The 21,917-nt window shown below is 47.3% G+C and carries 23 protein-coding genes and 1 rRNA gene; 1 reads left to right on the forward strand and 23 read right to left on the reverse strand.

Going from position 1 to position 21,917, the window contains the following annotated elements:
* Positions 1 to 10: 10 nt before the first annotated feature.
* The 14 genes from rplK to QP794_RS31570 form a co-directional block, all read right to left on the reverse strand.
* Entirely contained in the window at positions 11 to 436 is a 426-nt protein-coding gene (gene rplK / locus QP794_RS31505; protein WP_024633598.1) for a 50S ribosomal protein L11, read from the reverse strand.
* Positions 437 to 504: 68 nt separating this feature from the next.
* Positions 505 to 1,038: a transcription termination/antitermination protein NusG gene (gene nusG, locus QP794_RS31510; protein WP_024633599.1), complete on the reverse strand. Its 534-nt coding sequence runs from the start codon at positions 1,036 to 1,038 to the stop codon at positions 505 to 507.
* A 22-nt stretch (positions 1,039 to 1,060) separates the two neighbouring features.
* On the reverse strand, positions 1,061 to 1,252 hold the full coding sequence (gene secE, locus QP794_RS31515) for a preprotein translocase subunit SecE (protein ID WP_024633600.1): 192 nt from the start codon (positions 1,250 to 1,252) through the stop codon (positions 1,061 to 1,063).
* A 21-nt stretch (positions 1,253 to 1,273) separates the two neighbouring features.
* Complete coding sequence (gene rpmG / locus QP794_RS31520) at positions 1,274 to 1,423, reverse strand: 50S ribosomal protein L33 (protein WP_072735843.1); 150 nt, start codon at positions 1,421 to 1,423, stop codon at positions 1,274 to 1,276.
* A gap of 304 nt (positions 1,424 to 1,727) precedes the next feature.
* Positions 1,728 to 2,372, reverse strand: a complete 645-nt coding sequence (sigH, locus tag QP794_RS31525) for an RNA polymerase sporulation sigma factor SigH (protein WP_024633601.1) — start codon at positions 2,370 to 2,372, stop codon at positions 1,728 to 1,730.
* A 171-nt stretch (positions 2,373 to 2,543) separates the two neighbouring features.
* A complete protein-coding gene (locus tag QP794_RS31530) occupies positions 2,544 to 3,065 on the reverse strand; it encodes an NYN domain-containing protein (RefSeq protein WP_024633602.1) in 522 nt (173 codons plus the stop codon).
* A 5-nt stretch (positions 3,066 to 3,070) separates the two neighbouring features.
* Positions 3,071 to 3,817, reverse strand: coding sequence for a 23S rRNA (guanosine(2251)-2'-O)-methyltransferase RlmB (gene rlmB, locus QP794_RS31535; RefSeq protein ID WP_024633603.1), 747 nt, complete (start codon positions 3,815 to 3,817; stop codon positions 3,071 to 3,073).
* Between the two features lie 85 nt (positions 3,818 to 3,902).
* Positions 3,903 to 4,427, reverse strand: a complete 525-nt coding sequence (locus QP794_RS31540; protein ID WP_285080663.1) for a Mini-ribonuclease 3 — start codon at positions 4,425 to 4,427, stop codon at positions 3,903 to 3,905.
* A complete protein-coding gene (cysS, locus tag QP794_RS31545; protein ID WP_285080664.1) occupies positions 4,424 to 5,824 on the reverse strand; it encodes a cysteine--tRNA ligase in 1,401 nt (466 codons plus the stop codon). The genes QP794_RS31540 and cysS overlap by 4 nt, the downstream gene beginning before the upstream one ends.
* Positions 5,825 to 5,853: 29 nt before the next feature.
* Positions 5,854 to 6,519, reverse strand: coding sequence for a serine O-acetyltransferase (cysE, locus tag QP794_RS31550; RefSeq protein ID WP_285080666.1), 666 nt, complete (start codon positions 6,517 to 6,519; stop codon positions 5,854 to 5,856).
* A gap of 594 nt (positions 6,520 to 7,113) precedes the next feature.
* Positions 7,114 to 8,577 carry a glutamate--tRNA ligase gene (gltX, locus tag QP794_RS31555; protein WP_285080667.1) on the reverse strand — a complete coding sequence of 488 codons (1,464 nt, stop codon included), beginning with the start codon at positions 8,575 to 8,577 and terminating at the stop codon, positions 7,114 to 7,116.
* Between the two features lie 33 nt (positions 8,578 to 8,610).
* Positions 8,611 to 9,087 (reverse strand): 2-C-methyl-D-erythritol 2,4-cyclodiphosphate synthase, encoded by a 477-nt coding sequence (gene ispF, locus QP794_RS31560; RefSeq protein ID WP_024633608.1) that lies wholly within the window; start codon positions 9,085 to 9,087, stop codon positions 8,611 to 8,613.
* Entirely contained in the window at positions 9,084 to 9,776 is a 693-nt protein-coding gene (ispD, locus tag QP794_RS31565; RefSeq protein WP_285080668.1) for a 2-C-methyl-D-erythritol 4-phosphate cytidylyltransferase, read from the reverse strand. Before ispD ends, ispF begins: the two co-directional genes overlap by 4 nt.
* A 102-nt stretch (positions 9,777 to 9,878) precedes the next feature.
* A complete protein-coding gene (locus QP794_RS31570; protein WP_285080669.1) occupies positions 9,879 to 10,964 on the reverse strand; it encodes a PIN/TRAM domain-containing protein in 1,086 nt (361 codons plus the stop codon).
* A gap of 174 nt (positions 10,965 to 11,138) precedes the next feature.
* On the opposite strand from QP794_RS31570, the gene QP794_RS31575 reads away from it, so the two are divergent.
* Positions 11,139 to 11,534, forward strand: coding sequence for a nucleoside triphosphate pyrophosphohydrolase family protein (locus tag QP794_RS31575; protein WP_024633611.1), 396 nt, complete (start codon positions 11,139 to 11,141; stop codon positions 11,532 to 11,534).
* 135 nt (positions 11,535 to 11,669) lie between these two features.
* Here QP794_RS31575 and pssA read toward each other — a convergent pair whose 3' ends face one another.
* From pssA to rrf, 9 genes are all read right to left on the reverse strand, one after another.
* A complete protein-coding gene (pssA, locus tag QP794_RS31580) occupies positions 11,670 to 12,401 on the reverse strand; it encodes a CDP-diacylglycerol--serine O-phosphatidyltransferase (protein ID WP_094937779.1) in 732 nt (243 codons plus the stop codon).
* 43 nt (positions 12,402 to 12,444) lie between these two features.
* The gene (gene disA / locus QP794_RS31585) at positions 12,445 to 13,521 is read right to left on the reverse strand and encodes a DNA integrity scanning diadenylate cyclase DisA (RefSeq protein ID WP_079348924.1); all 1,077 of its coding nucleotides are present in this window, start codon (positions 13,519 to 13,521) and stop codon (positions 12,445 to 12,447) included.
* A gap of 13 nt (positions 13,522 to 13,534) precedes the next feature.
* Positions 13,535 to 14,902 carry a DNA repair protein RadA gene (gene radA / locus QP794_RS31590; RefSeq protein ID WP_079348923.1) on the reverse strand — a complete coding sequence of 456 codons (1,368 nt, stop codon included), beginning with the start codon at positions 14,900 to 14,902 and terminating at the stop codon, positions 13,535 to 13,537.
* 287 nt (positions 14,903 to 15,189) lie between these two features.
* Positions 15,190 to 17,652, reverse strand: coding sequence for an ATP-dependent Clp protease ATP-binding subunit (locus QP794_RS31595; protein WP_094937778.1), 2,463 nt, complete (start codon positions 17,650 to 17,652; stop codon positions 15,190 to 15,192).
* Positions 17,653 to 17,832: 180 nt separating this feature from the next.
* The gene (mcsB, locus tag QP794_RS31600) at positions 17,833 to 18,903 is read right to left on the reverse strand and encodes a protein-arginine kinase McsB (protein ID WP_285080670.1); all 1,071 of its coding nucleotides are present in this window, start codon (positions 18,901 to 18,903) and stop codon (positions 17,833 to 17,835) included.
* A gap of 28 nt (positions 18,904 to 18,931) precedes the next feature.
* The gene (gene mcsA / locus QP794_RS31605) at positions 18,932 to 19,456 is read right to left on the reverse strand and encodes a protein-arginine kinase activator protein McsA (RefSeq protein WP_079348920.1); all 525 of its coding nucleotides are present in this window, start codon (positions 19,454 to 19,456) and stop codon (positions 18,932 to 18,934) included.
* Between the two features lie 30 nt (positions 19,457 to 19,486).
* Entirely contained in the window at positions 19,487 to 19,948 is a 462-nt protein-coding gene (locus tag QP794_RS31610; protein ID WP_024633618.1) for a CtsR family transcriptional regulator, read from the reverse strand.
* Between the two features lie 486 nt (positions 19,949 to 20,434).
* The gene (locus QP794_RS31615; protein WP_285080671.1) at positions 20,435 to 21,610 is read right to left on the reverse strand and encodes a GNAT family N-acetyltransferase; all 1,176 of its coding nucleotides are present in this window, start codon (positions 21,608 to 21,610) and stop codon (positions 20,435 to 20,437) included.
* Between the two features lie 233 nt (positions 21,611 to 21,843).
* A 5S ribosomal RNA gene (gene rrf / locus QP794_RS33410) occupies positions 21,844 to 21,917 on the reverse strand; the annotation flags it as partial.

Raw genomic sequence — 21,917 nt, forward strand, 5'->3', positions numbered from 1 at the left:
AGATGAAAAATTAGTCTTCGATGGTGATACCCATGCTGCGGGCAGTACCTTCGACCATACGCATTGCAGACTCAACGTCAGCAGCATTCAGGTCAGGCATTTTTTGTTCCGCGATTTGACGTACCGCATCACGTTTAACGGTAGCTACTTTTTTCTTGTTCGGTTCGCCGGATCCTTTTTCTACTTTAGCTGCCACTTTCAACAGAACTGCTGCTGGTGGAGTTTTAGTAATGAAAGTAAAGGAACGGTCTTCGAATACTGTGATTTCAACAGGAATAATCAATCCCGCTTGATCGGCTGTACGAGCGTTGAACTCTTTACAGAATGCCATGATGTTGACACCTGCTTGACCCAAAGCTGGACCTACCGGAGGCGCTGGATTCGCTTTACCTGCTGGAATTTGCAGTTTTACCATTTTGATTACCTTTTTTGCCATGATTGACACCTCCTTGCAAAATAGTGGTTAACGGGCCTCTCAGCCCTCCCACAAGAAACTTGAAGAAACTATATCTTCTCCACTTGCGTGTATTCCAACTCAAGCGGTGTTTCCCGTCCAAACATGTTCACGTGCACTTTCAACTTGCTTTTGTCTACCAAGATTTCTTCCACGGAGCCCACAAAATTCGCAAAAGGACCAACTTTAATACGTACGGATTCCTTAATATCGAATTCAATTTTAGGCTTCGGCTCAACCATGCCCATATGCTTCAGAATTTGTTCCACTTCTTCAGGCAGCAAGGCTGTTGGTTTGGACCCGGAACCTGTCGAACCGACAAATCCCGTAACACCTGGTGTGTTGCGAACAACATACCAAGAGTCATCCGTCTGGACCATTTCGACCAAGACATAACCGGGGTAAACTTTACGCATAACGGTTTTTTTCTTACCGTCTTTGTTCACCACTTCTTCTTCCATAGGAACAAGAACGCGGAAAATCTTGTCTTCCATGCCCATGGACTCTACGCGTTTTTCCAAATTGGCTTTGACCTTATTCTCATACCCTGAATAGGTATGAACGACGTACCATCTTTTTTCCATATCAAGCCACCTGGGACCCTTCTTAAATAATCGCTTCGATCACAGCGGAGATGCCGATATCAACGACCCAAAAAAACAGCGTCATAACCACAACAGTACCAAGAACGATCAATGTGTAGTTGGTCAGCTCTTTACGATTAGGCCAGCGAACTTTTTTAAGTTCAGCCCAGCTTTCAGAGAAAAAGGAAATCAGAGATTTGAAACTACGTTTCACGCCGACTACACCTCCAAAAAACTATCTGGTTTCGCGATGAGAAGTCTGCTCGTTACAAAACTTGCAAAATTTCTTCATCTCCATGCGGTCGGGGTGATTACGCTTGTTTTTCGTCGTAGTGTAATTTCTTTGTTTGCAATTCGTACAAGCCAAAGTAATAATTACCCGCATGATGTACACCTCCCGAAGACTTCCACATTGAAGCGGAGTCTCTAAATTGATCCTAAAAAAAAGCCGCGAATTTAGGCCTACCTAAAACACTTTATCATATGGGTATAACCCTGTCAATGAAAGATTAGCCTCTCATTATTGGGTAAAAGTTCCTTGCCAACACATTTGGTTTCGCATCTCTGTTTTTTCTCTTCTCCTGCATGGACCAAGCGATTACTAGTATAATCATTCTTTTACTTTATAAACTTGAAGCAGCAAAAAAAGACTCAAACCCCGAGCCTTTTCCGTCAACGACAACATGTGTTCAATTATCTCGAACTTCCAGGTACTTTTCAAGTTTGCGCTTCACGCGCTGAAGTGCATTATCAATGGACTTCACATGCCTGTCCAAATCCACTGCAATCTCTTGATAAGATCTCCCGTCCAGATACAACATCAATACTTTACGTTCCAGATCACTCAAAATCTCAGACATCTTATCTTCCAGGCCAACAAACTCTTCCTGATTGATGATAAGCTCTTCCGGATCGCTGACCTGTGTTCCACAAATCACATCGAGTAACGTACGATCGGACTCTTCGTCATAAATAGGCTTGTCCAGTGATACATAAGAATTAAGCGGAATATGCTTCTGACGTGTTGCTGTCTTGATTGCCGTAATAATCTGTCGTGTAATGCACAGCTCGGCGAAAGCTTTGAAAGAAGCGAGCTTGTCCCCTTTGAAATCCCTAATGGATTTATAGAGTCCAATCATTCCTTCTTGAATGATATCCTCCCGGTCAGCTCCAATCAGAAAATAAGATCTTGCCTTGGCGCGTACAAAGTTACGATATTTGTTAATCAAAAACTCCAGCGCTTCGCTTTCACCTTCACGGACCGCTTCGACAATGTCTTCGTCACTTTGGTAATCATACTTGGATAACATGATATCTTTGAGGTCGACACTCACAGACAATCCCTCCGGCTGCAACGCAAGGTACCCCGTTACTCTACTCTATGAAATATAGGATCAGTATATATGATGGTACCTCACACCGTCAACCACGCTCTGCCTAAAAAAGAACATCAATAACATAATTGTCAAGAGTTTCAAAATTCTAATTTCTGTAAAACCGTGCTGTTATTCCCGGCGCCATCGCTCAAACTGCTTCAAAACATCCGGACTTAACTTCCCGCCAAGCGTATTTCGGGTTGCTTTAGCTTGATCTTCTTCCAGACGTTTCTGTAACTCTTTTTCGTTCTGCTCTACTTCGATGAGCAATTCCCTTGCGGATACACGCAGAGCTCCCTGTCCAAAAATGACATGCTGCTCTACCATATCACTTGTAGCCACATAGATTTGGCGTCTTCGCGTGCTTAGTTCCCGAACGAGTCTCTCAATGCATTCGTCTGCCGTCTCTCTTTCCTTTGTGAAAAAGATCTGTACTTTGCTCTGTGTAAAGGATTTACCGAGTCCAGGCACGAGGTAGGCGTCAAAAACAACAATGACTCTCAAGCCGGAGAATGCCTGATAGTCGGCTAGACGAGAGAGAAGCCTGTTGCGGGCCTCCTCCAGCCCACTCTCCGCCAATCGGGATAGCTCCGGCCAGTCACCAATCATGTTGTACCCGTCTACAAGAAGCACATCACGGGAATCAGCCATATCTTCTAGTCCTGCGCTTGGCGCGAGCGGAGCACTTCATACATGACAACCCCCGCTGCCACGGAAGCATTCAGGGAATTAATCTGTCCTTGCATCGGCAATTTGATCAGCACATCACATTTTTCACGAATGAGCCGTCCCATCCCCTTATTCTCGTTCCCGATCACGAGGGCTACCGGGCCTGTAAAGACTCCGTTCCCGAACACGCTCTCCTGAGCAGCAACATCCGTACCCACAACCCAAACGCCCTCTTCCTTAAGACGATCAATGGTTTGACCGAGATTGCTTACACGAGCAACGGGCACGTACTCTACCGCACCTGCAGATGTTTTGGATACGGTCACTGTAACTGCAGCTGAGCGACGTTTCGGTACAATGACACCATGGGCACCTGTGCAGTCAGCCGTCCGCAAAATCGATCCAAGATTATGAGGATCTTCAATCTCATCCAGCAAAATCAAAAATGGATGTTCATTTTTTGCAGCCGCTGCAGCAAGAATGTCTTCAACCTCCACATAAGCGTAAGGTGCCGCTTGTGCCACCACTCCCTGGTGTTGAACGCCCGGGACCGTCTGATCCAGTTTACGCTTGTCTACATGCTGAATGACAATACCCAGTTTTTTCGCTTCTGTGATAATCGGTTGAGTCAGATGTTTTTGCGCGGTATCTGCAATCCATATTTTATTAATGGTCCGGCCTGAACGCAGCGCCTCCGTCACGGAGTGCTTACCGGCGATCCATTCTTCTTCCATCTTTATTCGATCCTCTCTATAACGCCTTGTAATTTACTACGCCATGATCAGCGTACCTTACAGAGCGGTTTTGTTGTAATTAGTATTATTTTGTAGGTAATTGCGAATTTTGTTCGGCATGCTCGATACCCTGACGAATCAGTTCAATCATGCGATCATGCCGACCACTGCTATACAGGTAACCGATCAGACACTCCAAAGCTGTGGCATGTCTATATTCCAAAACGTCTGCGTTTTTGGGAATACTGCCGGACTTGGCATTACGACCTTGTCTGACAATGTCACGTTCTTCCTCGGTCAGCTCAGCCTCTATACCAGTGAGAATACGGCTCTGTGCCTTCGCCGATACCAAGCCTGTCGCACTACGGTGCAGATGGTTGGGGCGCATGTTGGCTTTAGATAACAGATACTGTCGTACGGCTACCTCATATACCGCATCCCCAATATAGGCAAGAGCAATGGGTGGAATCAACCGCGCAGGCCGAGATGGGGGATAAGGAAACCATCCCCCTTGGTCAACTTGCAGAGACTGTTCATCTGGCTGTTGTTCCTTCGGTTGCTCGACATACTCGACAGATTCAGACAACTTATTCAGTTGTTCCTCGCTCATTTGCGCCGCCATCTCATTCCTTGAGCCGTATCCTCAAGCAAGATGCCCTGCGCAGACAGTTCATCCCGAATTTCATCAGCACGTGCCCAGTTTTTGGTCTTACGCGCTTCGTTACGTTCTTCAATTAGACGTTCAATTTCTTCGTCCAAGAGTTCTGGTTCCGCCTCGGTATAAATGCGAAGCACCGCATTCAACTCACTGAACAATTCCAACAGGGCACGAATGTCCGCAGCATTAACCACATCTTGCTGCAGCAGTTGGTTAGCTTCCCCAGCCCACTCAAACAGCGCTGTGATTGCATCAGGCGTATTGAAGTCATCCTGCATTTTTTGATGATACTGCTGACGAATTTGCTCCAGCCTAGCAGCGAACTCTTCCGACACAGCCTGGTCCACACTTACAGCCTGCAAGCGATGTTTCAGGTTGCCTACGCTATTGGCAATCCGGTCTACACTGTTCTGCGCCTGCTCCATCGTATCTTCCGTAAAGTTCAACGGATTGCGATAGTGAGTAGACAACATGAAGTATCGAATGGCTTCGCGTTTGTATTGATTTCGAAGGTCTTTAACAAGCACACCATTTCCGAGTGATTTCGACATTTTTTCATTATCGATACGGATAAATCCATTATGCATCCAGTAGTTTGCGAGCGGTTTGCCCGTCAACACCTCGGATTGAGCGCATTCGCACTCATGGTGCGGGAACTGCAGATCCTGTCCTCCACCGTGAATATCCAGTGTATCCCCCAGATACTCCCGTGCCATGGCAGAGCACTCAATATGCCAGCCTGGACGACCATCGCCCCACGGACTGGACCAGAAGATCTCACCCGGCTTCGCAGCTTTCCAGAGTACAAAGTCTTCCGGGTGCTCTTTGCGCTCATCTACACCAATGCGAATTCCAAACTGTAATTCCTGAAGGTTTTGCTTCGACAGTTTGCCATACTCCGCGAATTTGCCTGTGCGATAATATACGTCACCGCCATTTTCATAGGCAAAGTCCTTTTCAACCAGCTCGCGGATAAAATCAATAATGAGCGGCATGTTTTCCGTTACTCTAGGATTACTGCTTGCCTTTGGAATACCCAGCCCTTCGAGGTCTTCGTAATAAGCCGCAATAAACTTCTCGGCGACATGAGGAACATCCGTCCCAAGCTGCTCGGCTTTACGAATGAGCTTGTCATCGACATCCGTGAAGTTCACGACATAGTTCACCTCATGACCGGTCTGTTCCAGGTATCCGCGAACCGTGTCGAAAAAAATAACCGGACGTGCATTTCCGATATGAATGTAATCATATACCGTTGGCCCGCACACATACATTTTCACTTTTCCTGGCTCTTGGGGAATAAAATTCTCTTTGGTACGACTCATCGTATTGTAAATTTGAAGCGTCATAGTCACTTTCCTTTCATCCGTTTCCATCATTATTCTATTGTACCACGGGAAAACTCACTTTCACGGGTACTCTTCAAAGTACGCACTTCTTCACGCAATTGTTCGATCTCTTGCTGCATACTGCGCAGGGAATCGATGACCGGATCGGGAAGCTGCTGATTCAGACGGTCCACCCGACGCCCATCCTGCTTCACGATTCTGCCCGGTATGCCTACAACGGTGCTGTTTGAAGGGACTTCCTTCAGCACAACCGAGTTCGCACCAATATTGCATTGATCCCCCACACTGAAGGAACCAAGCACCTTCGCCCCGGATGATATAACCACATTATTGCCAATTGTCGGATGTCTCTTCCCTTTTTCTTTACCCGTTCCGCCAAGCGTGACCCCCTGATAAATGACAACATCATCCCCGATTTCACACGTTTCCCCAATTACAACTCCCATGCCATGGTCAATAAACAACCGATTGCCAATGGTAGCCCCAGGATGGATTTCGATGCCTGTCATAAAACGGCTGACCTGTGAAATGAAGCGGGCGAAAGAAAACCATTTCCGCTTGTATAAAAAGTGTGCCATCCGGTGCGCCCATATCGCATGCAGCCCCGAGTAGGTAAATACAACCTCAAACCAACCCCGGGCCGCCGGATCGTTTTCAAACACCGCCTGGATATCTGATCTGATCTTCTTGAACATGCTCGTTCCCCTCTTGTTCAGGTCTTCGTCCTCCGGCTTACCGGATGGCGCGGCCCTCATGGTAGTGTACTTCCGACTCGACCTAAACAGAAAACGCCCCTGCAGCTATTTAAGCTGCAGAGGCGTTTATCGCGGTCCCACTCTGCTCGGTTCATGCCTTAACATACAAGAACTGAGCAACGTGTTATAGCTGCTTCATATCCTTGCACAAGAATGAACCCTCAACAGTTCCGTAACGGGAACCAACCGTCACAACCTACCCTGACGTTTTCCTCTCTTCTACAAAACAAGAGGCGGGGCCGGATTCGGCTGTGCAGCTCACGGGTGCATTTCGACTGGCGGACAGCGGATGGCTCACAGCCACCGCAGCATAGAATCTTGTTCTCTACTGCAGGACCATCCTCTCTGAATCTGTCCGGTTCAGCCTACTTCTCCCGGTCTTTGCTGTTTTTATGATGAATGATAAAATCATACCATTTAACCTTTGTGTTGCTATTATAGCGAAAAGGTTATGGACTGACAACAATCTTCCTTCACATCGGTCTGAACGAAGCTCCACCCTTAAGTCCAAAGCAGACTAAAACAGGGGTACTCTTACGCGCCTTTAACCTGAGCATGCAATCGATCAATAACCGTATCGCGGCCAAGCAATACAATCGTTTGGTTTAGATCGCGGCCATGAGTCTGTCCTGTCAGAGCAACACGGATTGGCATAAACAGCTGTTTGCCCTTAAATCCGGTCTCCTTCTGAACTTCCTTGATCAGCGCAGCCATCTTGCTTGGTGTAAATTCGTCGCTTGCCTGTACCTTATCAGCAAATGCTTTCAGAACGGTTGGCACCTGCTCTTCAGCCAGTACAGCGGCACCTTCACTTTCCAGCTCCAGGTGGGAACGGAAGAACACTTCCGACAATTCCACGATATCGGAGGCAGAATTCATCTGTTCCTGGTAGAGATGAACAAGCGTATATGCCCATTCTTTCTGTTCAGGAGACAGCTCAGTAGCAATACGTCCCGCTTTTTGCAGATGGGGAATCGCCATTTCTGCAATGCGATCCGGGTCCGCATTTTTGATGTAATGGTTGTTCAAGTGAGCCAGCTTATGGGTATCAAATACCGCCGGGCTCTTGGACAGACGCTTCGTATCAAAAATGGAGATTAACTGCTCCTGCGAGAAGATCTCTTCTTCTCCTTCAGGCGACCAGCCAAGCAGGGAGATGAAGTTAAACATCGCTTCCGGCAAATAGCCGAGCTGATCATATTGTTCAATAAACTGAATAACGGACTCATCCCGTTTGCTCAGCTTTTTGTGGTTTTCATTCACGATCAGCGTCATATGACCGAATTGCGGAGGCTCCCAGCCAAGCGCTTCATAGATCATCAATTGACGCGGTGTGTTAGAGATGTGATCCTCACCACGCAGGACGTGAGAGATCTTCATCAGGTGATCATCCACAGCAACTGCATAGTTGTACGTGGGAATGCCGTCTTTTTTCACAATAACGAAGTCGCCGGATTCCTTGCTGTTGAATGAGATTGTACCTTTTACCATATCATCAAACGTATATATCTGTTCTGTCGGTACACGGAAACGGATACTTGCCACACGGCCTTCCGCTTCAAATGCACTCTGTTGCTCCGGTGTCAGATCACGGTGTTTGCCCGAATAACGCGGTGTTTCTCCACGAGCTGTCTGTTCCTCGCGTTCTTGTTCCAGCTCTTCTTCTGTGCAATAACAGCGGTAAGCCAGACCTTTGTCCAGCAATTCCTGCGTATATTTACGATAGATGTCCAGACGTTCCGTCTGACGGTATGGTCCGTACTCTCCGCCGACATCAATACTTTCGTCCCACTCGATTCCGAGCCATTTCAGGTATTTCAGCTGGCTTTCTTCACCACCGGCAATGTTGCGTTTCACGTCCGTATCCTCAATACGAATAATGAATTTGCCGTTATTATGTTTGGCATACAAATAGTTAAACAGCGCTGTACGGGCGTTCCCGATATGCAGGTGTCCCGTTGGACTTGGCGCGTAACGCACGCGAACTTCGGTGCTCATAATATCCCCTCCGTCTCTAATTGGTTGATAATATCACACGCGAACAAGGCAAACAACCGATTGGGCTGCTATGCCCTCTCCCCGTCCGGGGAATCCCAGTTGCTCTGTTGTTGTCGCTTTGACATTCACCTGAGTTACATCCGCTTCCAGTGCCTTGGCAATAATCTCGGCCATCTGCGGAACGTAAGGTGCCATCTTCGGTTTCTGTGCAATAATGGTTGAATCGATGTTCCCCAGACGGTATCCGCGATCCTTCACCAACTGCCACACATGCTCCAGCAGTTTCAGGCTATCGGCATCCTTGAACTCCGGATCCGTATCCGGGAAGTGTTTGCCAATATCCCCAAGCGCAAGCGCACCAAGAATGGCATCACTAATAGCATGCAGCAGCACATCTGCGTCCGAGTGGCCCAGCAGTCCTTTTTCATAAGGAATCGTCACCCCGCCAATAATGCATGGGCGTCCCTCTACCAGCTGGTGTACATCAAATCCTTGTCCTACACGTATCATCGCTTCTTCTCTCCCCCCAGGATAAACGCAGCGTATTCCAAATCTTCCGGTGTCGTTAATTTGATGTTCGTATAACTGCCTTCCACAACCTTGACCGACATTCCCTGACGTTCAGCCAGCATCGCGTCATCCGTTCCGAGAAATCCGTCCCGTTCCGCCGATTCGTATGCGAGCACCAGGGAAGAAAGACGAAAAGCCTGCGGGGTTTGAATGCTCCACAGACTGCTGCGGTCAGGCGTCGCTGTAACGATTCCCTCCGCATTGACTTGTTTGATCGTATCCTTCACTGGAACAGCCAGTACAGCTGCTCCACCCGACATGGCGGCCTGCATACACCCCATAATCTGCTCACGGTTTATAAAAGGGCGTACCCCGTCGTGAACGAGGACCCAATCCGTCCCCAATGCCTTAAGGCCTTCGTGGACAGAATGCTGTCTCTCTTTCCCTCCGGGGATGACACGGACACGTGATTCCAGTCGGTATTCTTTTACCCAAACCAGGCAGCGTTCAACATCGGCAGATCCTGTGACCAGCACCATTTCGCTGACCTCGTCCAAAGCCGCAAACACTTCGAGCGTATGTATGAAAACGGGCTTGTCCTGCAGCAGCAGAAACTGCTTGCTCTCGGTCGTTCCCATCCGGGTCCCTCGACCTGCTGCCACAATGACAACACCCCACCCTTTATCCATGCCGCAATCCCTGCCTTGTCTGTCAGTTTATCGTCTTAAGATACAAAATATCTACTTTCGATATAAAATATCGTTAAACGATACACTACCCATCATACCGCTTTATTGGGCTTTTTCCAACAGTTTCGGCTTGGCAAAAATCATTCGTCCTGCTGACGTCTGCAGCACACTGGTCACCAGCACTTCCATCATCATGCCGATGTACTCACGTCCGCCCTCCACAACAATCATTGTGCCATCATCCAGATAGGCTACACCCTGACCATGCTCCTTGCCATCCTTGATAATCTGCACCATAATCTCCTCACCTGGTAGTACCACCGGCTTAACCGCATTGGCAAGATCGTTGATGTTTAACACGGATACTCCTTGCAATTCGCAGACCTTGTTCAGGTTGAAGTCGTTGGTGACGACTTTACCCTGAAGCACCTTGGCGAGCTTGACCAGCTTGCTGTCCACTTCAGAAATTTCCTCGAAATCTCCCTCGTAGATGAGTACTTTAACATCCAATTCCTTCTGAATTTTATTCAGTATATCAAGCCCTCTGCGTCCTCTGTTTCGCTTGAGCAAGTCCGATGAATCAGCAATGTGCTGCAATTCCTCCAGAACGAATTCCGGGATTACAATCGTGCCCTCAATAAATCCGGTTTTGCATATATCTGCGATGCGACCATCGATAATGACACTGGTATCCAAAATTTTGTGCTCTTCCAGCCGTCTTTCCTCGTCCACCTCGGGATGACCCCAGCGTCCTGACATCCAGAATGCCGCCAGATCGTCTTTCTTTGCCATGGCAAGCATATAGCCTGCATAGCTACTTACGACCGTCAGTGCCACCTGCAGCACTTCTCCAGCTGTCCCCAGCCATGCCACACAAGGATATAAAAGCAAGGCTACCAGTAAACCAGCAACGGTACCAGCGGCACCTGCAGCCAATTCATTCATCGGCACCTTTGCTAGAGAATCAATCCCATTCTGCAGTCTGGTTGCCATTAATGTTCCACCGATGTTGCATACAGACATAAACATTACTGCTCCTAATAACGTTGCTACCCCAGCCCCTAACAGTCCTGCTGACTGAATCCATTCAGCCATCCAAGGGACAGATTTTCCTGCCAGATGATATGCCGTGTAGCCGAACCATGCACCGCACAATCCTGTAAAAGTTAAAATGCCTTTTTTCCACATAAGTCCCTGCACCTCCTTCAATATATCTTCATCTTTATATCCAGTATGATCCAATTCCCGGATTGCTAATCCCGCTTTACAAGAACTTTTTGGAAATGTTGAAATCGTCAGTTGAAAGAAGGTAAATTATTGGCATATAATGAATTCAATTCATATCCCGAGGTGAGTAGCAAAATGAGTACGCTAAGTTTACAGGCTTTTCAGGATCAAGTTTCCGAGCTGTTGCTGCGTCATCGCAGCCTGATTGATGTACTGTCCAAGACGGGACAAGCCGGAGCTTCTGTCAACCGTGCCGTGTCCAAGGCCATTACCGAATGCGGCTGCATTGAGCTGCACGCCACCAAGCAGAAATATGCCCCGGAGAGCGATATCGCTCAATCCAAAGGGCTGCTGGAAACGCATGTGGAAGGTGAATTGTGCGAGAATTGTAAAGAGGTGATCAGCTCTGAACTGGGGCGGAACCTGTTTTATATGTCGGCTCTCTGCAATCTGCTGGACATCAACATGGAAGAAGTCGTAAATCACGAGTCACAGAAATGTTCGACGTTAGGGATGTTCAATTTGTCGTAAACAATGGTTAAGTTAAGGTATAGATTTGAAAAACAAAAATAAGCACGCATTCTCCGTTCAGGAGCGTACGTGCTTTCTTTGTATTGTTTTGATATAGGAGACACAGACCGACCGATTTCCAGAATGATGGAATGCCTAGCGATCGGAAGGACGTGAAGACTTCTCTTCCTTACGCTTTTTGGCCCGGTTACGTGAGGCTGCCGTCCGCATATTATGCTTCATTCCATATAGAGCGTATATCACAAGTGGAATAAAGATCAATTTGGATAGTTGTTCTGGGAACATGACTGCCACCACTACCGCAAAGACGATGACCCATGGTGCAATCCAAATCGCTTTACGAGGCAGACCAACCTTTTTGAAATTGGGATATTTCAGCGAACTTACCATCAGATATGATAACAGCAGCGTCGCAATCATCATACTTACAGGACCGATATCCTTGTTAAACAGGGACAGTGTAGCCAGTACACCTCCGGCTGCTGGAATCGGCAAGCCTGTGAAGTACCCGGGGATACCGGGGCGAACATTAAACCGGGCAAGCCGGATGGCACCACAAATGGGAAAGCTTGCGGTTGCGATCCAGGCAAGAACCGGAGTTGCATCCTGAAACGAGACCATGAATATAATCAGGGCCGGAGCTGCACCAAATGACACCATGTCAGACAATGAATCCAGCTCTTTACCAAATTCACTCTGGGCATTCAGTGCCCGTGCCACACGACCATCGAGGCCGTCAAGCAACATCGCAATAATGACCAAAATGGCTGCCAAACTATAATTCCCATCAATTGCAAGCAGGATTGCCATCATTCCAAGAAACAGATTACCCAAGGTAAAGAGATTCGGAATGAATCTGGTTAACATCGTTATTTCACCTCATTATTTTCAAGCCGTTATAGGCAAACCCTTACATCTGTCTGTCAATAAACATTTGCTCCTGCAAACGCTTGAGACCTTCCTTAATGGTTCGGGCACGTACCTCTCCAATCCCGTCCACTTCGTCCAGCTCTTCAATTGTAGCCATAATGACATGAGGCAATTGTTCGAATTGACCCACCAGGTTATGGATAATGACATTCGGCAGGCGGGGGATCTTATTTAATACCCGATATCCGCGAGGCGCAACCGAATCTTCGGAGGTGGCCGCTGATGAAGGGTATCCCAGCAGACGTACAATATGATGTGCATCCAGCAATTCATCGTCCGACAATCTTTTCAGACCCACGATAATCTCACGGATTTTGTCATCACTGTCAACACGGGCATAGTCCTTATACAGCAACCAGGCTTCCTCTTCCGTTGTACCAACGAGTTCCTCCATCTGCATGGAGATCAGACGTCCCTCGTTGCCGAGTTCATGAATGTAACGTTTGATTTCCGTTTTGATGCGCATAACCATTTCTGTACGCTGAATGACATTTACCACCTCAGGAATCGTGACCAGTTCCTCGAACTCGGAGGCACTCAGATTCGTAAGGGACTGTGTCAATACAGCTTTGTATTTCTCCAGGGTTTGGATCGCTTGATTCGCTTTGGTCAAAATAACCCCGATTTCCTTGAGGGAATACCGTAGTGTTCCTTGATATAAGGTGATAATATTCCTGCGCTGCGATATAGATACGACTAATTTACCTGTTTGTTTCGCGACACGCTCAGCCGTCCGGTGACGGATCCCCGTCTCAGATGAAGAGATGGATGAGTCAGGAATGAGCTGAGTATTGGCGTATAGAATACGCTTCAAATCCTCGCTAAGGATAATGGCACCGTCCATCTTGGCGAGTTCATACAGATAGTTCGGAGAGAAATCACAGTTAATCGAGAATCCTCCATCCACCACTTCCATCACTTCAGGGCTGTATCCTACAACCAGCAGTGCACCCGTTTTGGCGCGCAGCACGTTCTCCAGACCTTCGCGGAAAGGTGTACCTGGTGCGATCAGCCTTAACAATTCGTTCATATTATCCAGTTGGCTCGAATCTTTCATCTTGTTATGCCCCCTAATCTAAAGCAACCGCTAGTGCATCTGCCACGGTATTCACACCGATCAGTTGTATCCCGCGAGGATGTTTCCAGCCCTTTAAGCTTTTTTCTGGTAAAATAACACGCTTAAAGCCCAATTTCTGAGCTTCTTTCACCCGTTGTTCAGCCCGTGAAACAGCCCGAACCTCACCCGTCAAACCGATTTCGCCAAAGACGACGTCATCCGGTTTGGTCGGTACATCCCTCAGACTGGATGCAATGCTGACCGCAACCGCCAAATCAATAGCTGGTTCATCCAGCCGCACGCCCCCAGCTACATTCAGATACGCATCCTGTGTTTGCAAAAACATGCCCATTCTTTTCTCAAGTACAGCAATAATGAGGTTCAGCCTGTGATGGTCTATCCCTGTGGCCATGCGACGTGGGGAAGGAAAGTGTGTAGACGAGATGAGCGCCTGCAATTCCACGAGCAGAGGACGTGTGCCCTCCATGCTGGCAACTACCGTAGAACCCGCTACACCAAGCGGACGTTCCGACAGGAAGAGTTCTGAAGGGTTACCCACTTCACGAAGTCCTTCTTCACCCATCTCAAAAATGCCAATTTCATTGGTCGAACCAAAACGGTTCTTTACCGCACGTAAAAGGCGATACGTATGATGCCGCTCTCCTTCAAAATAAAGAACACAGTCCACCATATGTTCCAGCATACGTGGACCGGCAATGGCGCCTTCTTTCGTAACATGCCCCACAAGCACGGTTGCAATGCCTCGGCCTTTGGCGATCCGCATGAACCGTGACGTACATTCCCTTACCTGAGCTACACTGCCGGGTGCACTGGTGACTTCTGGCAGATATACAGTTTGAATGGAGTCGATGACAAGAAAATGCGGCTGGATCTGCTCCACCGCTTCCTCGACCCGCTCCATATTGGTCTCACACAATACATATAACTCTGGAGACAGCGCACCCAGACGGTCAGCACGCAATTTGGTTTGCTTGACTGACTCCTCACCCGAGACATATAACACACGCAAACCTGAATGGGTCAAAGCATGAGATGTCTGCAACATCAACGTTGATTTTCCAATTCCGGGGTCTCCGCCCACCAGAACGAGAGATCCCGGAACAATTCCGCCGCCCAAAACCCGATTCAGCTCTTCAATTCCAGTCTGTACACGCGGTTCCTGACCGCTATCTATATCTATGATGGGAAGTGGCTTATCTTTACTCTCAAAGAGAGGGGAATTTCTCCCTTGTGTTTTGACCACCGTTTCGGTTTCTTCCACCATTGAATTCCAAGACTGACAACCCGGACATTTGCCGTACCATTTGGGGGCTTCATAGCCGCATTCCGTACACTGAAACTTGGTTTTAACTTTGGCCACTTCAGCACTCCTAGGATTTATTTTATAACAGCATTTTGCATTTTTCGACGATTTTTGCCCTGTATGCCCTGACGTGCAGGGTTAATAAAAGTTTACCATTGTTTGAGATTTTTCGTAAAGGATTATCGCAAACTTTACACATGTTCGTAGCAGTTCAAATATCGTTTTGATAAACAACAGAGCTTTCGGGCTCTAACTGGTCCAAAAACACAAAAAATCCTTCCCAGCTAAAGCCAGGAAGGATTTTTGTTTTATGCACCAGAATCAGTAAACTGATTAAGGGTCACTTATTTTGTTTCGATTTCCTCATTGGAAGGAACTACAACGTCTTTTTTCGTTACAGACAATGCTCCGTTCTCTTCGTCAATGAGCAACGAATCTCCTTTGACCACATTACCTGTGAGCAACTCTTCAGACAATTTGTCTTCGATATGCTTCTGGATCGCCCGACGAAGCGGACGAGCACCATAGGCTGGATCAAAGCCTGCTTTGGCAAGGAAATCCTTGGCATTGTCAGTGAGCTCGAAGTCGACCTCATACTCACGCAGCCGTTTACGAAGCTCTTCACTCATAAGGGTAACAATCTCAGCAATGTGTTTCTCTTCAAGAGAGTGGAACACGATAATTTCATCAATCCGGTTAAGGAACTCAGGACGGAAGCTTTTCTTCAGCTCATCCATCACTTTACCCTTCATGTTATCGTAATCCGCACCTGCATCCACAACTGCTGTGAAGCCCAGTGTAGAGTTACGTTTGATCGCTTCTGCACCGACATTGGATGTCAAGATGATCAACGTATTACGGAAGTCCACGACGCGACCTTTGGAATCAGTCAGACGGCCATCTTCAAGTACTTGCAGCAAGATGTTGAATACTTCCGGATGTGCTTTCTCGATTTCATCGAGCAGGACGACGGAGTAAGGTTTGCGACGAACTTTCTCTGTCAGCTGTCCACCTTCTTCGTATCCCACATATCCCGGAGGCGCTCCGACCAGTCTTGAAGTGGAATGCTTCTCGCCATACTCGGACATGTCAATCCGGATGACTGCATTCTCATCTCCAAACATGGCTTCTGCAAGCGCTCGAGCCAGCTCGGTTTTACCCACCCCAGTAGGACCAAGGAAGATAAATGAACCCATCGGACGTTTTGGATCTTTCAATCCAGCACGAGCACGACGAACTGCACGGCTGACGGACTTCACAGCCTCATCTTGGCCAATGACACGTTCATGCAGAATCGATTCCAAAGTCATGAGACGTTGTGTCTCTTCTTCTTTCAACTTGTTCACCGGAATCCCGGTCCAGTTGGCTACCACTTGCGCGATATCCTCCGGCGTTACTTCAGAATCCGTGCGGCCTTGTTTTTCTTTCCATTGGTTCTTCGTTACATCCAGCTCTTCACGGATTTTTTGTTCCGTGTCACGCAGAGCTGCTGCTTTTTCGAACTCCTGGCTTTGAACCGCTGAGTCTTTTTCCTTGCGGATATCTTCGAGACGGCTTTCCAGTTGTTTGAGGTTTGGTGGGATCGTGTAAGAGTTCAATCTTACTTTGGAACCCGCCTCATCAATCAGGTCAATCGCTTTGTCCGGCAGGAAACGGTCTGTAATGTAACGATCAGACAGTTTAACCGCCTGTACAATCGCTTCATCGGTAATTTTAACCCGGTGATGCGCTTCGTAACGGTCACGCAAGCCGTGTAAGATCTGAATTGCTTCTTCTGGAGAAGGCTGATCTACCGTAATCGGTTGGAAACGACGCTCCAGAGCAGCATCCTTCTCGATATATTTGCGGTATTCATCCAGTGTTGTTGCACCGATGCACTGCAATTCTCCACGGGCCAAAGCCGGTTTCAAAATGTTCGAAGCATCGATTGCACCTTCCGCTCCGCCTGCACCAATCAAGGTATGCAATTCGTCGATGAACAGGACAATGTTACCCGCTTGACGAATTTCATCCATAATTTTTTTCAGACGATCTTCAAATTCACCACGATACTTTGTACCTGCAACAACGGAACCCATATCCAAGGTCATGACACGTTTGTCACGCAAAGTCTCCGGAATTTCATTCGCAATAATTTTTTGCGCAAGTCCTTCAGCAATGGCTGTTTTACCTACACCTGGCTCACCGATCAGTACCGGGTTGTTCTTCGTACGGCGGCTGAGTACCTGGATGACACGCTCAATTTCTTTGCTACGTCCAATAACCGGGTCCAGGTTGTTCTCTCTCGCATAAGCCGTAAGGTCACGTGCCAGACTGTCCAGCGTTGGTGTGCTGACATTGGCAGGTGTACCGTTATGACTGGATACGGCTTCACTGCTGCCCAGCAGTTGCAGCACTTGTTGACGTGCCTTGTTCAGGCTGATGCCCAGGTTGTTCAGCACACGTGCTGCAACCCCTTCGCCTTCACGAATTAATCCGAGCAGGATATGCTCAGTGCCTACATAGGTATGACCCAATTTACGGGCTTCATCCATAGACAATTCAATTACTTTTTTCGCACGAGGCGTATATGCAATGTTCGTAGGTTGCTCTTGGCCACGGCCAATCAGCGTTTCTACTTCATCTTGAATTTTTTCCAATCCGAGTCCCAGGCCGATCAGCGCTTTGGCTGCGATGCCTTCGCCTTCACGAATGAGGCCGAGCAAAATGTGCTCTGTACCGATGTTATTATGACCAAGACGGACAGCTTCTTCCTGCGCCAATGCGAGCACCTTTTGGGCCCGTTCCGTAAATCTTCCAAACATCATATCTCCTGCACCTCCATGGTTTTGGATAAAACGGGGCTGTTGAAACAATCCCGCCGTATTCTTCATATCTTTTGTTTGCAGCCGTGCTGCGAATAAAATCATTCAGCATTTATTATAAAATGCTTTATTATATAAAGCCGCAGATGCGACGTGAAACCTTTGTTAATGACTCTTGTTAGCCTAAGATTGATTGGCTTCACTAATCGTATCACGGATCAACTGAGCACGATAAATGTCACGCTCATCTGTCCGCATATCTTCCCCAAATGTTTTCTGCAAAAAGCCCGGCTGGGTCATCACATTCAGCTCGTTCATCACGGTTATGGACAAGCCGTCCAACAAGCCGAGATCTACACCAAGTCGAACATCAGACAGACGCTGTGCAGCTTCCTTTGAGTCGACGATAGCTGCATGGGACAAAATGCCGTAAGAACGCATAACTCTGTCGGTAATCCGCAATCTGGAGTCGGTAATTAACCGCTCTCTGGCGGTGCGCTCATGCCCGATCATTTGTAACACAACACTATGCAGGTTATCGATGACTTCATGTTCCGTCTGCCCCAGTGTGATCTGGTTCGAGATTTGGAACAGGTTACCCATCGCCTCACTGCCTTCACCGTAAATTCCTCGTACAGTCAGTCCGACTTGGGAGACTGCGCTTAGAATGCGGCCGATCTGCTGTGTCATCACCAGAGCGGGCAGATGCATCATGACAGATGCTCTTACACCTGTACCTACATTCGTAGGACAGCTGGTTAAATATCCTCTGCGGTCATCAAAAGCATAATCCACATGCGCTTCAAAAGCATCATCTATGGCGGAAGCTTTCTCCCAGGCTTCTTTCACCTGGAACCCCGGATAGAGGCACTGGATACGAAGATGATCCTCTTCATTAATCATAATACTGACAGACTCATCCTCACTGAGAATAACAGCACCATTTCTGGATTCGTTCGCAAGACTGGGACTGATCAGATGTTTCTCCACCAGTACCCGTTTGTCAAGGTCATCGATATCAGTCAGATCCAGGGTATGAAAATCTCCAAAGGCATGAACGTCGTCGTATTGAAGCACCTCGCTCAGCTTATTCAGCACTTCTTCCGATTGCTCATTGGAAGCCAGCATCGGAAACGGATAATGCTGCAGGTTGCGTGCGATCCGGACCCGGCTGCTAATCACAATTTCGGAATCAGCCGCATCACTACGCATCCAGTCGCTGAGCGCCTTCTCTGTAAAACGCAGATTAGACATTACGCATCCCTCCTACTCATCACAAACTTTACTCCTGAGCTATTTCTTTTTCAAGTTCCCTGATCTGATCACGAATTTGAGCTGCTTCTTCAAACTCCTCTTGCGTGATACTCTCCTGAAGATCCCGTTTCAAATCAGCAATCTGTCTTTTGACCTTGATGCGACCACCTGCTCGTGCAGGCACTTTACCCACGTGAGAAGTGCTGCCATGAACCCGTTTGAATAGCGGGTCTAAACGACTGTCAAAATATTTATAACATGAACTACAGCCAAAGCGGCCGATTTTGCTAAACTGTGAATAGGTCATGCCGCATTCTTCACAACGAAGGGATTGCGCAGGTGTAGCTCCCGCACTTCCATTCTTACCTGAGGGTTCAAAATCAAGCAACCCGGACAATAGGTTGTGAATGGAAAATCCATTGGATGTTCCGGGAATCATTTCCCCTTTTTCACGAGCACATGACTCACAAATATGGAATTCCGTCTTTTCTCCGTTCACGATCTTGGTGAAATGGAGTGTGGCCGGACGTTTGTTGCATTCTTGGCACAGCACAATGATGTACCCCCTTGATCCCGATAGTTTTCATTTACCGAGCAAAGATATTAACATCGCCTTTAACATTCTGGCACGAATTTGATCCCGGTAAGGAAGTTTGACCAATATAATCTCTCTCGATACAGCTGCCCGCATCAACCCGGCTTCCCTTTTGCTTAAGAAACGTGCTTCTTCCAGTTGGTAAATCAGACCTTCGGCAGCTGTCTGCCCGATCTCATCTCCAATACTATGGTGCAAATGGTTATGCAGAGCCGAGTGAGCCGGCAATTCAATCCGCTGTATGCGAACATAACCGCCGCCGCCACGTTTACTCTCTACAAGGTAACCTTTTTCGAGTGTAAATCGGGTGCTGATGACATAATTGATCTGGGAAGGCACACATGAAAATTGGTCAGCCAGATCATTACGTTGAATTTCGACCATTCCTTCGGGACTTTCATGCAAAATACTCTTCAGATATTGTTCGATAATATCAGAGATATTACGCATCCAATCATCCTCCACTGTCTGAAACGTTAAGTCAATAAGGACCCACACGCCCCTACAGAGTACACCTTCTCAACCCATTTAACCAATTTAACCAATCAAGGAAACAGCGAAACTGATCTTTCATGGTCGTTTACAGGAGAGCGAAGGACGCTCGAAGGTCCTTTAATATTGCCTATATCCGCTGATGTGTACTACCTTCAAAATGGCTCCCACCACCGGATTGCAGAAAGAAAGCTACGTAAGTATTTAACCTTTAGTTGACTTTGACTTTCTTTGACTTTATATACATTATAGCATATTTTGTGGTTTTGCCAAGAGGGAGCACTATTCATTTTTTACGATTTTACACGAAATATTCGGCTGACACAAAAAAACCTCTCCAAAAGAGCTGGAGAGGTCTACTTTTCTCACACTAGCAACGTATTGCTATGCAAGCTAAATCTCTATGAAAATGAGTCAGAACTCTCGTCATGAGAGTCAAAACAATCAGAAGAAATCAAGTAAATACGTTTCCCGTTTAGGGATCGCTTGTTCCAAAGCCTTAATCGCTCCTGTCGGTCCTTCAATTCTGCCTATTTGAGCCATCTCCGTAGGCCTGCGATAACCCATCAGCATTGCGGTGAGCGCCTGAATGTCTACCTTAACGGTCTGATCTTTAGCTTCAGGCTCAGTTGTTTTCCAAATCGAAGCTGTACCGTTCATCGCCACATTCAACTGCCAAACCCCTTCATTCCATGGTGCGTGTGCATCCTCTACCTCAAGATTAATCTGTACTGGTGAGTCTTGACTCGCAAAAGGATACTGTGAAATAAATTGCTCCACACTCACAATACGTGCCATGAAGAAAGGTACAATTTCCTGCTGAATTCGCGGATTATCCAATTGAAAAGCAAGCATATCACTGGCTGGTGCCTGTAAGGTAACTTCCTCTATCATTGAATCATGGTTGGCTATAAAGGTCCACAAGGCTTGTCTTGCCTCTTCGTTCAGATAAATGATCTCTCTAATGCTAAACTTTCTTTCTTTAACCTCATACAAAAGATACCCTTGCGCTTTACCAGCTTCATCATAATATACAGCCTTCTGGTTGGCTCCCTTAGTGAGAACAGAATTCTCCCATCTCGCATCATCCCGAATCAAAGTTCCGTTATAGCGCTCAGCATAAGCACTGTATACTTCCTTTAATGTGCTGAGTCCCGGATCGCCGCGCCGAATTGTTCCAGGGGTTGCCTTTTTCGCAGGCAGATGAGCTGTAGGCACTTTATATCGTTTAAATTCAACATAAGTCTCCCAACCATACCTCCGATAAAAAGCAAACGAGAACGGATGCAAAAACGATATACTTTGTTTATTACGGTTCATTTCCTCCAGCGCATGCTTCAATAGCCCAGCTACCCAGCCTTTACGTCTATATTCTGGCCATGTGGCTACACCCGCAATACCGCCCATCTCGAATGATCTCCCATGAATATAGGTTTGAAAAGGAATAATGTGAAGTTTGGCACCCAATTGTCCTTCCTCAAATACACCCCATATAACCTGTGAATCAAATTGACTCCGCCGCCTGTCCGTTTGTTCTTCACTCATTACCACTTGAAAAGCATACTCGGAGAGTGCCATAGCTGGTTCAAAATCATCTACCGTCAATTTCTGAATTTCCATGTCGTCCTGCACCCCGTTCTCTAAGTTATGATATCTTTCAAATCATGTCCTGATACGTGATGTATGTATCCAATTATGAGTGTGTCAGAGGAACGGGACAAAGTCAAACAAGAGATGCACGGGCATCTCTCAGGAAATAACATATAGTCGTAATTATAATCGTTTGCCTATGAATTAATATAGTAAAAACGCAAATAAAAACCACCACCGAATATCATCGGCAGTGGTTCTTCGCTTGGCGGCGTCCTACTCTCCCAGGACCCTGCGGTCCAAGTACCATCGGCGCTAGAGGGCTTAACGGTCGTGT

The sequence above is a fragment of the Paenibacillus sp. UMB7766-LJ446 genome (assembly GCF_030226665.1).
In the GTDB taxonomy this organism is placed as follows: Bacteria; Bacillota; Bacilli; order Paenibacillales; family Paenibacillaceae; genus Paenibacillus; species Paenibacillus vandeheii.